This window comes from Streptomyces sp. LaBMicrA B280 (assembly GCF_049222185.1).
GTDB lineage: Bacteria > Actinomycetota > Actinomycetes > Streptomycetales > Streptomycetaceae > Streptomyces > Streptomyces murinus.
Genome location: NZ_JBMJCT010000005.1, coordinates 104,859 through 119,795 on the forward strand (window position 1 = coordinate 104,859; position 14,937 = coordinate 119,795).

The 14,937-nt window shown below is 69.7% G+C and carries 9 protein-coding genes; 4 read left to right on the forward strand and 5 right to left on the reverse strand.

The annotated features are described in order from the left end of the window. Positions 1–180: 180 nt before the first annotated feature. Positions 181–1,014: a toll/interleukin-1 receptor domain-containing protein gene (locus tag ACLF5H_RS05045; RefSeq protein WP_421674850.1), complete on the forward strand. Its 834-nt coding sequence runs from the start codon at positions 181–183 to the stop codon at positions 1,012–1,014. Positions 1,015–1,686: 672 nt separating this feature from the next. Here ACLF5H_RS05045 and ppdK read toward each other — a convergent pair. Both ppdK and ACLF5H_RS05055 read right to left on the reverse strand, forming a co-directional pair. Next, on the reverse strand, positions 1,687–4,407 hold the full coding sequence (ppdK, locus tag ACLF5H_RS05050) for a pyruvate, phosphate dikinase (protein ID WP_421674851.1): 2,721 nt from the start codon (positions 4,405–4,407) through the stop codon (positions 1,687–1,689). A gap of 397 nt (positions 4,408–4,804) precedes the next feature. Continuing rightward, positions 4,805–6,034, reverse strand: a complete 1,230-nt coding sequence (locus ACLF5H_RS05055; RefSeq protein WP_421674852.1) for an ROK family protein — start codon at positions 6,032–6,034, stop codon at positions 4,805–4,807. Between the two features lie 134 nt (positions 6,035–6,168). On the opposite strand from ACLF5H_RS05055, the gene ACLF5H_RS05060 reads away from it, so the two are divergent. Continuing rightward, on the forward strand, positions 6,169–7,524 hold the full coding sequence (locus ACLF5H_RS05060) for an MGH1-like glycoside hydrolase domain-containing protein (protein ID WP_421674853.1): 1,356 nt from the start codon (positions 6,169–6,171) through the stop codon (positions 7,522–7,524). 147 nt (positions 7,525–7,671) lie between these two features. Further along, positions 7,672–9,612, forward strand: a complete 1,941-nt coding sequence (locus ACLF5H_RS05065) for a glycogen debranching N-terminal domain-containing protein (protein WP_421674854.1) — start codon at positions 7,672–7,674, stop codon at positions 9,610–9,612. A 39-nt stretch (positions 9,613–9,651) separates the two neighbouring features. Here ACLF5H_RS05065 and dusB read toward each other — a convergent pair whose 3' ends face one another. Beyond that, a complete protein-coding gene (dusB, locus tag ACLF5H_RS05070) occupies positions 9,652–10,782 on the reverse strand; it encodes a tRNA dihydrouridine synthase DusB (RefSeq protein ID WP_421674855.1) in 1,131 nt (376 codons plus the stop codon). A gap of 167 nt (positions 10,783–10,949) precedes the next feature. On the opposite strand from dusB, the gene ACLF5H_RS05075 reads away from it, so the two are divergent. Continuing rightward, positions 10,950–12,404 carry an MFS transporter gene (locus ACLF5H_RS05075; protein ID WP_421674856.1) on the forward strand — a complete coding sequence of 485 codons (1,455 nt, stop codon included), beginning with the start codon at positions 10,950–10,952 and terminating at the stop codon, positions 12,402–12,404. 72 nt (positions 12,405–12,476) lie between these two features. On the opposite strand, the gene ACLF5H_RS05080 is transcribed toward ACLF5H_RS05075, so the two are convergent. Together ACLF5H_RS05080 and ACLF5H_RS05085 are read right to left on the reverse strand one after the other, a co-directional pair. Beyond that, positions 12,477–13,847: a S53 family peptidase gene (locus ACLF5H_RS05080; RefSeq protein ID WP_421674857.1), complete on the reverse strand. Its 1,371-nt coding sequence runs from the start codon at positions 13,845–13,847 to the stop codon at positions 12,477–12,479. A gap of 135 nt (positions 13,848–13,982) precedes the next feature. Continuing rightward, positions 13,983–14,864, reverse strand: a complete 882-nt coding sequence (locus tag ACLF5H_RS05085; protein WP_421674858.1) for a helix-turn-helix transcriptional regulator — start codon at positions 14,862–14,864, stop codon at positions 13,983–13,985. Positions 14,865–14,937 lie beyond the last annotated feature (73 nt).

A 14,937-nucleotide genomic window follows, 5' to 3' on the forward strand; every position in this document is an offset into this window, starting at 1 on the left:
TCCCTGGACTTCGACGCCCCTTGGTATGGCGACGATCTCCGGAGACGGCGCAACGCCGTCAGTCTCAACACCGCCCGGGGCAACGAAGCTCCCTGATCCCAACTCGGTTGACATGTCTGCCTTGACACCACGGATCGTGTCATACTGACGATAACTAGCCGCCCACCCGCAGAGGATCCCATGTCGAGCACTAGATACGACTTGTTTATCTCACACGCATCGGAGGACAAAGAAGAATTCATACGCCCTCTCGCCACATTCTTGATGCAACTCGGAATGAAAGTCTGGTACGACGAGCATTCCCTCACGATAGGCGACAGCCTGTCAGCATCAATCGACAAGGGCTTACAAGAATCCAACTATGGCCTCATCATACTCAGCCCTAGCTTCTTGAGTAAGCCATGGCCAGAGTATGAATTTCGAAGCCTGCTCACACTGGAGACAGGCGCCAGGAAGAGAATACTACCCGTTTGGTATCACGTTGACCGAGAAGAAGTCATGCGATTCAGTCCGCACCTTGCCGACAGATACGCATTCGATGCAACGGGAAAGGATCCCCTACTCACAGCCTTCGAAGCACTGCGGGTCGCGAAACCGACAGCGTATGCCGAACTGTATCGAAGGCACGCTGCCGAGAAACTTTCTGTCCCCCTTGAGAAGTTGGCATCCAACCCCATCCTGGGACCGCCCTTGACGCAGCCTCAGCTGAGGAGAATCAGATTCATCCGCGAAGCCCTGATGGACGTATTTCCGCAGAGCTGGAACGAGACTGTTACTTCATTCAGGAGGGACACCCCGCAACATCGAGAGGGAGAAATTGAAGTATGGGAATGCATTGCGGGGACTTACTTGCGGATTTCAAGGAAATTCACTCTTGGTCGCAAGAAAAGGCAGGCACTCTTCAAGATCCTGATCCATGACACCCTGGGATCATCGATACCAGATGGCCCAGACCAGCCAACCTGGGTGCGCGCAGCCGCTGCCGAGTTCCGCTCCACACTCCCCAACGAATGAGGGAACGCGAACATAAGGGCCGCAATATGCTGGATGAGGTTTCACAGATTAAAGCCCTACGACTTCCTCCCGGTAGTCACCGTGATGTCCCGCAGAGCAGGGCCCAAAATCAGGTACTATCGGTCGAATCTCAGGATCATCTTGCAGGACGAAGAAGGTGAAGACGACGAGGTCAGTCGAACCACGTCGACAGGAGACCCGCGAAAGTTCCGCACATCAGACCGATCGAAGCAAGAACTGCGGGAGCAGTGACCTCTGGCGCTTGCGGAGCTTGCGCCTAAGGTAATCTCGTCGACCGTTAACTCGTCGCCAGAGCAACCAGACTCCGAGCGCAGGCAGTACGCCACTAGCTATGGTCAGGAAAGTAATCACCAATTTCATGCCTGCACTATGCGGTACATGCCGGGTGGCATGGAAACCCTAGGAAGCAGGACAAAGGCACACTGACCATAGGTCGGGCCACGCCGCCGCTTCACGCAGGTCCAACGGCACCCGACGCCGACAAGCGCCGACTAGCCTGGTCAGCAAGGTGGCTTGACGGGCTTCGCGCCGGGAGACCCCGAGAGGCGGCACCCCCGCACAGGGTGCCGCCTCTTTCGTGCGCCGGGGCCGGTGTCGATCGGTGAGGGTCGGGGACCGACGGCGGACCCGGGGTTCGGGGGCCGGTAGGGGTCAGCGGTGGTCGCTGCCCGTGGACTGGGTTGCCGCGCGGCCCGCTTCGAGGCGGGCGACCGGGATGCGGAACGGGGAGCAGGAGACGTAGTCCAGGCCGACCTCGTGGAAGAAGTGGACCGACTCCGGGTCGCCGCCGTGCTCGCCGCAGACGCCGAGCTTGAGGTCGGGGCGGGTGCGGCGGCCGGCCTCCGCGGCCAGCTTCACCAGGGAGCCCACGCCGTCCTTGTCGATCGTCTCGAAGGGGGAGACGCCGAAGATGCCCTTCTCCAGGTAGGCCGTGAAGAAGGATGCCTCCACGTCGTCCCGGCTGAAGCCCCAGACCGTCTGCGTGAGGTCGTTCGTGCCGAAGGAGAAGAACTCCGCCGCCTCCGCGATCTGACCGGCGGTCAGCGCGGCGCGCGGCAGCTCGATCATCGTGCCGATCGCCAGCTTCAGCTCGGTGCCCGTCGCCGCCTGCACCTCCGCGATGACCCTGTCGGCCTCCTCGCGGACGATCTCCAGCTCCTGGACGGTGCCGACGAGCGGGATCATGACCTCGGCGCGCGGGTCGCCCTTCGCGCCCTTGCGCTCCGCGGCCGCCTCGGCGATCGCGCGGACCTGCATCGCGAACAGACCGGGGATGACCAGGCCGAGGCGGACACCGCGCAGGCCCAGCATGGGGTTCTGCTCGTGCAGCCGGTGCACGGCCTGGAGCAGGCGCAGATCGTTCTCGTGCGGCTCCTGGCGGGACTCGGCGAGGGCCACGCGGACCGAGAGCTCCGTGATGTCGGGCAGGAACTCGTGCAGCGGCGGGTCGAGGAGGCGGATGGTGACGGGCAGGCCGTCCATCGCCTCGAACAGCTCGACGAAGTCCTTCTTCTGGAGCGGGAGCAGCTCGGTGAGAGCCGCCTCGCGCTCCTCGCCCGTGTCCGCGAGGATCAGCTTCTCGACCATCTCGCGGCGCTCACCGAGGAACATGTGCTCGGTGCGGCACAGGCCGATGCCCTGGGCGCCGAAGCGGCGGGCGCGCAGCGCGTCCTCGGCGTTGTCCGCGTTGGCGCGCACCCGCAGCCGGCGCTTGCGGTCGGCGAAGGCCATCATCCGGTGCACGGCCTCGACCAGCTCGTCCGCGTCGTCCGCGCCCGGGTGCATCCGGCCCTCGAAGTACTCCACGACCGGGGAGGGGACCACCGGGACCTCGCCCAGGTAGACCTTGCCGGTGGAGCCGTCGATGGAGAGGACGTCGCCCTCCTCGACCACATGGCCGCCGGGGACCGTCATACGGCGCCGCTTGGTGTCGACCTCCAGCTCCTCCGCGCCGCAGACACAGGTCTTGCCCATGCCGCGCGCGACCACGGCCGCGTGGGAGGTCTTGCCGCCGCGCGAGGTCAGGATGCCCTCGGCCGCGATCATGCCGTCGAGGTCGTCGGGGTTGGTCTCCCGGCGGACCAGGATGACCTTCTCGCCCGAGCGCGACCACTTGACGGCGGTGTACGAGTCGAAGACCGCCTTGCCGACCGCCGCGCCCGGCGACGCCGCGATGCCGCGCCCGACCTGTTCGACCTTCGCCTGCTCGTCGAAGCGCGGGAACATCAGCTGGGCCAGCTGGGCGCCGGTGACGCGCTGGAGCGCCTCGGTCTCGTCGATCAGGCCCTGGTCGACCAGCTGGGTGGCGATGCGGAACGCGGCGCCCGCGGTGCGCTTGCCGACCCGGGTCTGGAGCATCCACAGCTGACCGCGCTCGATCGTGAACTCGATGTCGCAGAGGTCCTTGTAGTGGTTCTCCAGCGTCTCCATGATCTGCATCAGCTGGTCGTACGACTTCTTGTCGATCCGCTCCAGCTCCGCCAGCGGGACGGTGTTGCGGATGCCCGCGACCACGTCCTCGCCCTGGGCGTTCTGGAGGTAGTCGCCGTAGACGCCCTGGTGGCCGGAGGCGGGGTCGCGGGTGAAGGCGACGCCGGTGCCGGAGTCGGGGCCGAGGTTGCCGAAGACCATCGAGCAGACGTTGACGGCCGTGCCGAGGTCGTGCGGGATGCGCTCCTGGCGGCGGTAGAGCTTGGCGCGGTCGCCGTTCCAGGACTCGAAGACGGCCTTGACGGCGAGGTCCATCTGCTCCCGCGGGTCCTGCGGGAAGTCCCGGCCTGCCTCCTTCTTGACGATCTTCTTGAAGGCGGTGACCAGCTTCTTGAGGTCGGCGGCCTCCAGGTCGGTGTCGACCTTGATCTTCTTGGCGTCCTTGGCCTTCTCCAGGGCCTCCTCGAAGAGGTCGCCCTCGACGCCGAGGACGGTCTTGCCGAACATCTGGATGAGGCGGCGGTAGGAGTCCCACGCGAAGCGCTCGTCGCCGGCCTGCTTGGCCAGGCCCTGGACCGACTTGTCCGACAGACCGATGTTGAGGACCGTGTCCATCATGCCGGGCATGGAGAACTTGGCGCCCGAGCGCACCGACACCAGCAGCGGGTCGTCCGCCTGGCCGAGCTTCTTGCCCATGCGGGCCTCAAGGGCGTCGAGGTGCGCACTCACCTCGTCACGCAGTGCCGCCGGCTCCTCGCCGTTCTCCAGGTAGCCCTTGCAGGCCTCCGTGGTGATGGTGAAGCCGGGAGGAACCGGAAGACCGAGGTTGGTCATCTCGGCGAGGTTCGCACCCTTGCCACCGAGGAGGTCTTTGAGGTCCTTGTTTCCCTCGGTGAAGTCGTAAACGAACTTCGCTACGTGGGGTGCTTTGTTTTCCGACACGGGACTCGACTCCTTGAGGCCACGGTGGCTGCCCTGACGGCCAGGAACATACCCAGATCGAAGGCACATGGGTACGTCCACTTGCGGGTCATGTGCATGTAACCACCCGTCCGCCAGCGGATCGAAAGTCAAAGCTTGGCAAGGCGACACGCGGCCATTCGTTCACTTCTTGAAGACAAACCCACCGGATGAGTGGGTTTAATGCTCACATGAGCGCCACACGCCACGCCTGAGTTCGATCGATGAACGATCAAAGGGTGGCACCCAGTGCCACCCTTTGGAGAAGTGCAGCCATCTTCCAATCGCTCATATGAGCGCAACCCTTATCAGGGGTGGCGAGAATCACGCTGTCACAGGACCCCGGATTTCACCATCCGGACCCCGCTCCGGCGCACTGTCACACCCCCAGCGCCCGCAGCCGCTCCTCCACCCGCTCCGGCGCGTAAAGGTGTTCCACCACCAGCGCCCCCGCTCCGATGAGCGCGGCCCGCTCTCCCAGCCGGGAGGTGACCACGTCCAGGTGGGCCGTGGAGCGCGGCAGCGCCCGCTGGTAGAGCAGCTCCCGCACGCCGGTGAGGAAGGGTGTTCCGGCCAGATCTCCGGCGATCATCAGCACGCCCGGGTTGAGCAGCGTGACGACGGTCGCCAGGACGTCCCCGACCCGCCGCCCCGCCTCCCGGGCCAGCGCCGCCGCCTCCGGATGCCCGGCCGCCAGCAGGTCCCGTACGTCCGCGCCGGAGGCGGCCGGCACCCCGGAGGCCGCGAGGCGCCGGGCCACCGCGCCACCGCTCGCGACGGCGGCGAGACAGCCGTAGGAACCGCACCGGCACAGCGCGTCCGCGCCCACCCTTATGTGCCCGATGTCGCCCGCGCCGCCGTCGATCCCCCGGTATATGGCGCCGTCGACCACGACACCCGCGCCTATGCCGGTGGACACCTTGACCAGGACGAAGGCCGCGCAGTCCGGGTGCCCGGCGCGCTGTTCGCCGTACGCCATGAGGTTGGCGTCGTTGTCCACCAGGACCGGCACCGGCGGCGCTCCGGTGTGTTCGGTGAGGGCGCGGGAGAGGCGGCCCGTTATGTCGTAGCCGTCCCAGCCGGGCATCATCGGGGGCTGCACCACCCGGCCGGTCGCGCTGTCCACCGGGCCCGGGACCGCGAGCCCGATGCCGCACACCTCTCCCGGTCGCTGCCCGGCCTTCTCCAGCAACTCGCCGAACCAGCGCCCGAGTTCGGCAAGCACCAGGTCCGGGCCCTCCTCGATCACCAGGGTGCCGGAGTGCTCGGCCAGGATCTCGCCGGTCAGGGAGAGCACGGCGGCGCGCGCGTGCCGGGTGTCGAGGTCGGCGACGAGGACGACCGCGTGGTCGCCGTCGAACTCCAGGGTGATGGAGGGGCGTCCGCCGAGCGGCGAGTCGACCGGCCCGCCGGCGCCCTCGCGCAGCCAGCCGGCCCGGAACAGCCGGTCCAGGCGCTGGCCGACGGTCGCCCGGGACAGCCCGGTCGCCTGCTGGAGCGCGCCCCTGGTCACCGCCCGTCCGCTGCGCACCAGTTCGAGCAGATCCCCGGCGCCTGCCTGACTGCCGCTCCTGGAGTTCATCCCGTTCCTCCCCGGACGTCCGATCATGCGCACCCCCTTGTGTTTCCCAAGCGTGCATTACATAGTGGGTTTTGCGTGTTAAATAGACGTAACTCTACGGCGGCCGATGCCGAACCCCGTCGGCCGTGCGTCCGGACGTCGTCGTCTTGGGGGAGCTCCGAGTGGACCGCACCGCCCAACTCACCGCCCACGCACTGTCGTACGCGCCCCCGGACGCCCTGCCGGTCCGGGCCGCGCGAGTGCTCGACGCCAACTGGACGGGCACCTCGACGGTCCCCTCCCGGGGCCTGTACCCCCACCAGTGGTCCTGGGACTCGGCGTTCATCGCGATCGGGCTGCGGCATCTGTCGCCGCTGCGCGCGCAGACCGAGCTGGAGACGCTGCTGGCCGCCCAGTGGACGGACGGGCGTGTGCCGCACATCGTCTTCAACCCCTCCGTCCCCCTCGACGCCTACTTCCCCGGCCCCGACTTCTGGCGCTCCACCACCGCCGGACGCGCGGCGGGCGCCCCGCGCACCGTACAGACGTCCGGCATCGTGCAGCCACCGGTGCACGCGCTGGCGGCCTGGCTGGTGCACCGCGCCGACCCCGGACTCTCGCACGCCCGGGGCTTCCTGGCCCGGGTCTACCCGAGGCTGGCGGCCTGGCACCGCTATCTGCTGCGGCGCCGGGACCTGGGCGGCGGCGGTCTGGTGTCCGTCGTACACCCCTGGGAGCAGGGGATGGACAACAGCCCCTGCTGGGACGCGCCGCTCGCGCGGATCGACCCGGCGCCGGCCCGCTCCTTCCGCCGGGCCGACCTGGACCACGGCGCGCCGGAGGACCGGCCGACGGATCTGGACTACGGGCGGTACGTCCGGCTGGCCGTCGAGTACCGGGACGCCCGATACGCCGACGGGCACGGGGAGTTCGCGGTGGAGGACCCCTCCTTCAACGCGCTGCTGATCGCCTCCGAGCACGCCCTCGCCCAGATCGCTGCCGAGCTGGGCGCCAATGCGGCGGCCCGGCACGCGCGGGCCGAACGGCTGACGGCGGCACTGGTGGAGCGGCTGTGGAGCGCGGAGTCCGGGATGTTCCTGTGCCGGGACGTGCGCGGTGGCGAACTGATCCCCGAACGCGGGGTGTCCGGCCTGATCCCGCTCCTCCTCCCCATGCTCCCCGGCGAGTTGGTCACCGCGCTCGTGCGCACCCTGACCGGCCCGCACTTCGGGCTCGGCGGCGCGACCCGGCTCGTGCCCAGTCACGACCTGCTCGGGGAGGCGTTCGACCCGCACCGGTACTGGCGGGGTCCGGCCTGGTTCAACACCAGTTGGCTGGTGGAGCGGGGGCTGCGGCTGCACGGCGAGCGGGCACCGGCCGACGCGCTCGGGGCGGCGCTGCCGGCGCTGGCCGAGGCGTCCGGCTTCGCCGAGTACGTCGATCCGTTCACGGGCGAGGCGTGCGGCGCGAGGGGCTTCGGCTGGACCGCGGCGCTCGCGCTCGATCTGCACCAGAGGCTTCTCGACCGGCCCGGCTGACGGGCCACTCCCGCGCACGAAGGGCGCCTCAGACGACTAAAGGGCGTCTCAAGCGACCTGCATGAAGAGCTCAAACGCCCGCCGCGAGGCGTGTCCAAGGCGGGCACCGGCACGTTCGATGAGGAGTGACGAGGGAAGGGACCGGGGATGACCGACCGGCATCATCTGCTCGTGCACGGCGCGACGTTCGCCGCCGTGGGCGATCGGGGCGACATCAGCGGGGTCCGGGGCGGCGGCTCCCCGGACGGGTTGTTCGTACGCGACGCCCGGCATCTCAGCCGCTGGCAGCTCACCGTGGACGGCGCGGTGCCCGAGGTGCTCACACCGGTCGCGGACGGCGGCACCGCGCGCTGTGTCCTCGTACCGCGCGGGGCGCGTCCGGAGCCGCCCGCGCACACGCTGTTCCGTGAACAGGCGGTCGGGGACAGCTCGTTCGTGGAGACGGTCCGGGTGACGAGCAATCGCCCGGTGCCGACGACCATCCGGCTGGCGATCACCGCGGACGCGGACTTCGCCGACCAGTTCGAGCTGCGCCCCGATCACCGTACGTACGTCAAGGCGGGCGCCCTGCGCTCGCGGATCGTGATGGACGACGGGATCGAGTTCACGTACCGGCGCGCGGAATGGCGTTCGTGTACGACGATCACGGCCGATCCGGCGCCGGAGGCGGTGGAGGAGACGGGTACCGGCGCCCGCCGGCTGGTGTGGACGCTGGAACTGCCCCCGGGCGGCACCCGGGAACTGGTCCTGCGGGTGATGGCGCGCCCGCACGGCGACCGGCGGGCGCTGCGGGTGCCCCGGGACCCGTCCGCCATGGCGGCCCAACTCTCCGCTTCCGAGGCCGAGTTCGTGGAGGGCGTGGCCTTCCCGACCGGCTGGCCGGAGCTGGCGGCGGCCTGTGCGCGGGGGCTCACTGATCTGGCGGCGCTCCAGATCCCGGCGACGGGTCCGGACGGCGAGGAGCTGCGGGTGCCGGCCGGTGGGGCCCCCTGGTATCTGACGCTGCTCGCCCGGGACGCGCTGCTCACCTCCCTGTTCGCGCTCCCGTACCGGCCCCGCCCGGCCGCCGCCACGCTCCTCGCGCTGGCCGCGACCCAGGCGGGCGGGGCCGGGGGCGCGCGGGGCGCCGAGCCGGGGAAGATCGTGCACGAGGTACGGCACGGGGAGCTGGCGCACTTCGGGCAGGTGCCGTACGCGCGGTACTACGGCTCGGTCGACGCGACCCCGCTCTTCCTCGTGCTGCTCGGCGCGTACACCGAGCAGACCGGTGATCTGGCACCGGCCCGCCGCCTTGAGGCGCACGCACGGGCCGCGGTCGGCTGGATGCTGGACCACGGCGGGCTGACCTCGCGCGGCTATCTCGTCTACCGCGCCGACGAGGGCGGTCTGGCCAACCAGAACTGGAAGGACTCGCCCGGCGCGATCTGCCGCGCCGACGGTACGCGGCCGAGCGGGCCGGTGATGGCGGCGGGCGCGCAGGGCTACGCGTACGACGCGCTGCGCCGGACGGCGTGGGTGGCGCGCACGGTGTGGGCCGACGAGACGTACGCGGCGCTGCTTGAGCAGGCGGCGGCCGATCTGCGCGACCGCTTCCAGCGGGACTTCTGGATGCGCGAGGCGTCCTTCCCGGCGCTGGCCCTGGACGGCGAGGGCCGCAGGATCGACGCGCTGGCCTCCGACGCGGGGCATCTGCTGTGGACCGGTCTGCTGGACAAGGAGTACGGCGAGGTGGTGGGGCGGCGGCTGCTGGAGCCCGACTTCTTCTCCGGCTGGGGCGTGCGCACGCTGGCCGCCGGCCAGGGCGCCTACCATCCCCTCTCCCCGCACCGCGGTTCCGTCTGGCCCCATGACAACGCGCTGATCGCCCTGGGCCTGGCCCGCTACGGCCTGCACGACGAGGCCCGGACGGTGGCGCACGCGCTGGTCGACGCGGCGTGCCTGTCCCCCGCCCACCGCCTCCCCGAGGTCCTGGCCGGCTACCCCCGCGCCACCCACCCCGAACCGGTCTCCTACCCCCATGCCTGCATCCGTGAATCCCGCTCGGCGGCGGCACCGCTGGCGCTGCTGACGGCGGTGGGGGGAGCGTGAGGCAGGACCGCCTCCCGGCCGACGGCCCGCGGGTGGCGGTCAGCCGCCCGACGTGTCCAGTTCCGCGTCCTCGGTCACGCCCGCGCAGTCGTACGGGTCCTTCAGCCAGCCGTCCGGGAGGACGACCCGGTTGTTGCCGGAGGTGCGGCCGCGGGGGCCGTCGGCGCCGGTGGGCCAGGGCTGGGAGAGGTCGAGTTCGTCCAGGCCCGCGCGCAGTTCGTCGAGGGAGGAGGTGATCGCGAGGCGCTTGCGCATCTCGGAGCCGACCGCGAAGCCCTTCAGGTACCAGGCGACATGCTTGCGGAAGTCGATCACGCCCTTGGACTCGTCGCCGAGCCACTCGCCGAGGAGCCGGGCGTGCCGGACCATCACATCGGCGACCTCGCGCAGCGCGGGCCGGTGGAAGTCGGCGCGGCCCTCGAAGGCGGCGACCAGGTCGGCGAAGAGCCAGGGGCGGCCCAGGCAGCCGCGGCCCACGACCACACCGTCGCACCCGGTCTCCCGGACCATCCGCAGCGCGTCCCCGGCCGACCAGATGTCCCCGTTGCCGAGCACCGGGATCTCCGGCACATGCTCCTTCAGCCGCGCGATCGCGGACCAGTCGGCGGTGCCGCCGTAGTGCTGCGCCGCCGTACGGCCGTGCAGCGCGATCGCCGTCACGCCCTCCTCGACGGCGATCCGCCCGGCGTCGAGGTAGGTGATGTGATCGTCGTCGATGCCCTTGCGCATCTTCATCGTCACCGGCAGGTCGCCCGCGCCGGACACCGCCTCGCGCAGGATCGCCCGCAGCAGGTTCCGCTTGTACGGCAGCGCGGAGCCGCCGCCCTTGCGGGTCACCTTGGGGACCGGGCAGCCGAAGTTCAGGTCGATGTGATCGGCCAGGCCCTCCTCCGCGATCATGCGGACGGCCTTTCCGACGGTCGCGGGGTCGACGCCGTACAGCTGGATCGACCGCGGTGTCTCGCTCGCGTCGAACCTGATCAGCTGCATGGTCTTCTCGTTGCGCTCGACCAGGGCCCGGGTCGTGATCATCTCGCTGACGTACAGCCCCTTGCCCCCGCTGAACTCGCGGCACAGCGTGCGGAAGGGCGCGTTCGTGATCCCCGCCATGGGTGCGAGCACGACGGGCGGGGTCACGGTGTGCGGGCCGATGGAGAGCGGGTTGGTCATCAGACGGCTCCGGGACGGGCGTACGGACGGAGTACGGGACGGACGTACGGGACGGATGTACAACGGAAGGGGCAAGGAACCATTGTCCCTCACCGGGCGGCGTGCCCCGAGCCCGTGTAATAGTCATTAGTTAGACGCACTATTGAAATCGGCGTACGATGACGCGCATGCCAGAGTTGAGTCCCCGCAGGCGCATGCTCGTGCTCGCGATCTGCTGTATGAGCCTGCTGATCGTGAGCCTCGACAACACCGTGCTGAATGTGGCGCTGCCCTCGATGCAGCGCGATCTGCACGCCACCACCTCCGGTCTGCAGTGGACCATCGACGCCTACACCCTGGTCCTGGCCTCGCTGCTGATGCTCGCCGGATCCACCGCCGACCGGATCGGCCGCAAGCGCGTCTTCATGGCCGGCCTCGTGGTGTTCACCATCGGCTCGGTGCTGTGCTCGCTCGCCCCCAGCCTGTCCCTGCTCGTCGTCTTCCGCATGGTCCAGGCCATCGGCGGCTCGATGCTCAACCCGGTCGCCATGTCGATCATCACCAACACCTTCACCGACGCCCGGGAGCGCGCCCGCGCCATCGGCGTCTGGGGCGCGGTGGTCGGCATATCCATGGCGCTCGGCCCGCTGGTCGGCGGCCTGCTGGTGCAGTCCGTGAGCTGGCGCGCGATCTTCTGGATCAACCTCCCGATCGGCCTCGCGGCCCTGCTGCTGACCCTGCGCTTCGTCCCGGAGTCCCGTGCCCCCAAGGGCCGCCGCCCGGACCCGGTGGGCCAGGTGCTGGTGATCGCCCTGTTCGGCGCGCTGACGTACGGCATCATCCAGGCGCCCGACTCCGGCCTCGCCTCGGTCGCGCCGTACTTCGTGATCGCCCTCGCCGCCCTGGGCGCCCTGCTCTGGTACGAGCCCCGGCGTGACGAACCCCTCATCGACCTGCGCTTCTTCCGCTCCGCGCCGTTCAGCGGGGCGACCGTGATCGCGATCAGCGCGTTCGCCGCGCTCGGCGGCTTCCTGTTCATGTCGACGCTGTATCTGCAGAACGTGCGCGGTCTCGACGCCCTGCACGCCGGCCTGTGGATGCTGCCCATGGCCGCGCCGACCTTCCTGTGTGCCCCCCTGTCCGGCCGTCTGGTCGGCACCCGCGGCCCCCGGCTGCCGCTGCTGATCGCCGGTACGGCGATGACGATCAGCGGCCTCATGTTCGCGCTGTTCGAGGCCGAGACCTCGAACAGCACCCTGTTCATCGGGTACGTGCTGTTCGGCATCGGCTTCGGCTTCGTCAACGCGCCGATCACCAACACGGCGGTCTCCGGCATGCCCCGCGCGCAGGCCGGGGTCGCCGCCGCCGTGGCCTCCACCAGCCGGCAGCTGGGCCAGACCCTCGGCGTCGCGGTGATCGGCGCGGTCCTCGCCGCGGGCATCGGCTCCTCGTCGTCGTACCGCGGCACCTTCGTGGACGCCGCCCGCCCCGGCTGGTGGATCCTCACCGTCTGCGGTCTCGCGGTGCTCACCCTGGGCCTGCTGACCAGCGGCCGCTGGGCCCGGCGTACGGCCGAGCACGCGGCGGAGCGGCTGGAGACCGCGGAGATCCGCCAGGCGGTGGGCGCTCCCGGCCGCGTCTGACGGCGCACGGATCGAGAAGGAGCCGGCCCGGGTACGACACCCGGGCCGGCTCTTTCTCGTGCGGTGCTCCGCTCAGCGGCGCGCGGCCCGCGCCAGCGACTTCACGAAGCTCGGCGCGTCCGGCGTGCCGACGCCGGTGGCCATGTCGTAGCCGTCGACGGCCTTGTAGCCGGTGACGCCGCCGTAGGTGTTGTCCGTGCCGTCGTTGACGTCCACGATGCCGGTGCCCTTGTGCCTGGCGAGGCTGTAGAGCGCGGCGTTGACGTTGCCCAGGCGGTGTCCTGCGACCTGGTCGGCGAGCGCGACGACGCCAGAGAAGAGCGGGCTGGACTCACTGGTGCCGCCGTAGACGTCCCAGCCGACGGCCGTCGGGTCGTAGCTGGAGTACACCCAGGCACCGCCGTTGACGGCGGCGGACATCGAGATGTCCGGGGTGCCGCGGTGGTTGCCGACGATCTTCTTCACGCCGTTCTGGAAGGAGGGCCGGGAGAAGACGTGCGAGATGCCGCCGCCGCCCGCGCCGTAGTCGTTGTACACGCTGTCGGGCTTGATCCGGTTGCCCTGGTCGTCCAGGTGCAGCTGGGTGCCGCCGACGGAGGTGACCAACGGGTCCGAGGAGGGCCAGGAGTTGACCTGCTTGGTGTAGTCGCCCGAGTCGTCCAGCGTGCCGTTGGTGGGGCCGTCGTCGCCGGAGGAGGCGAGGACGGTCACCTGCTTGCGGGCCGCGTCCTTGAACGCGTACCGCAGCTTCTGGATGCTGGAGGAGTCGCCCTGGTCGACGCCCGGGAAGGTGTTCTCGGTCGCGTCGAAGCTCTGCGTGATGACATCGCCGACCCCGTGGTCGATCAGGGACTTCTCGGCGCTCATCATCTCCGGCAGACCGGTGACGCCCTCGGTCTCCGCGACGCCCGTCTCGACCAGCACGATCCTGGCGCCGGGGGCGACGGCGTGGGCCATCTCGACGTCCAGGGTGGTCTCGCCCGCCCAGCCCGTCATGTCGCCGTTCTTCGGGTCGAAGGGGGGCACCTTGCCCCACTTGACGACCGAGACCTTGGTGCTCGCCATGCCGAACTGCTTGCTGTACACGTCGAGGTCGTGCTGGATCGTCGGGGAGCCGAACGAGTCCACGATGACGATCGTGCGCCCCTTGCCCGTGATGCCCTTGCGGTACAGCGAGTTGAGGTTGTACGCGGTGCGGTACTGAAGCGGGGTGTAGCAGTTGATGTGCCACTTGGCCTGGCACTGGGCGATGGAGATCGGGCTGTCCACGTCGTGGGCGAGGGTGTGCCCGGCGATGGCCGGAGCCGCGAAGGTGTGCGGCACGGCCGCGGGGGCCGCGGTGGCGGCACCCGTGGGGGCGGCGGTCGTCAGCGCGGCGGCGACGAGAGCGGCAGCCCCGGTGGCGGCGGCCGCGATGCCTCGCCCGGTACGGGATATGTGCATGAAATCCCCTGAGAGGTCTGGTGTCGACCGAAGTGGTCTCGCGCATCCCATCGAGCGAGTCATGCACAGGACAACCCTGTTGAACTGTAGATTTCGAATCCTTTACCGAAACCGCACCGGTACGCGGCGGATTGATCAGCTCCCCTGCGCCAGCCGGTGGAGCCGCTCCAGACGCTCGCGCGTCTCCTCGTTCTTCGGCGTGTACGTCACCATCCGGCCACCCAGCTCGGGGGCCAGCCACAGATCGGTGTGCTCCAACGTCAGGAGCCCCACATGGGGGTTGACGAACTCCTTGGTCTTGGAGCGGTGCCCGACCACCTCGTAGCGCTCCCAGTTCTCCCGGAACTCCGGTGACTCCGCGAGGCGTTTGAGCAGCACCTTCCAGGCGGGCTCGCCGAGATGACCGGCGAGGGCCGCGCGCAGCCGGGCCGCCATCAGCCGCTGGCTCTCCTCCAGGTGCACGATCGCGGCCCGCCAGTGGGGGTTGGTGTAGGCGAGCAGGATGCAGTTGCGGTCCTCGGGCGGGATCTCGTCCAGGTCGGCGCCCATGAGGAGGGCGTAGGCGCGGTTGTAGGCGACGATGTCGTACCGGCTGTTCTGCACGGAGGCGGGGATCGGCCCGAGCCGGTCCAGCATCTCCCGCAGCGCGGGCGTCACGCTCGGGCAACGGGCCCCCGGCGCCGGGTCGTTGGCACCGGCCAGCTGGAACAGATGGGCGCGCTCGCTGGCGTCGAGCCGCAGGGTGCGCGCGAGGGCGTCCAGGACCTGTACGGAGACCTGGATGGCGCGCGCCTGCTCCAACCATGTGTACCAGGTGACGCCGACCGCGGACAGGTGCGCCACCTCCTCGCGGCGCAGCCCCGGCGTGCGACGGCGCGGGCCGCGCGGCAGGCCGACCTGCTCGGGGCTGATGCGCTCGCGCCGGCTGCGCAGGAAGGCGGCCAGTTCGTGCCGCCGGATCTCCGCGCCGCCCGCGGCGCTCACCGGTTGTGGTGCGGTGGTCGTCGTGGTGGCCATGCCCTCCAGGGTGCCGCGTCGGCCATCCTGTTTCCAGGTACTCCTGGTACCAGGATGAGGACACTCTGGTACC

Coding starts and splice junctions, on each gene's coding strand:
- ACLF5H_RS05055 (WP_421674852.1), bottom strand. CDS start 6,034: ATGATCGGACGTCCGGGGAGGAACGGGATGAACTCCAGGAGCGGCAGT.
- ACLF5H_RS05045 (WP_421674850.1), top strand. CDS start 181: ATGTCGAGCACTAGATACGACTTGTTTATCTCACACGCATCGGAGGAC.
- ACLF5H_RS05085 (WP_421674858.1), bottom strand. CDS start 14,864: ATGGCCACCACGACGACCACCGCACCACAACCGGTGAGCGCCGCGGGC.
- ACLF5H_RS05075 (WP_421674856.1), top strand. CDS start 10,950: ATGCCAGAGTTGAGTCCCCGCAGGCGCATGCTCGTGCTCGCGATCTGC.
- ACLF5H_RS05080 (WP_421674857.1), bottom strand. CDS start 13,847: ATGCACATATCCCGTACCGGGCGAGGCATCGCGGCCGCCGCCACCGGG.
- ACLF5H_RS05065 (WP_421674854.1), top strand. CDS start 7,672: ATGACCGACCGGCATCATCTGCTCGTGCACGGCGCGACGTTCGCCGCC.
- dusB (WP_421674855.1), bottom strand. CDS start 10,782: ATGACCAACCCGCTCTCCATCGGCCCGCACACCGTGACCCCGCCCGTC.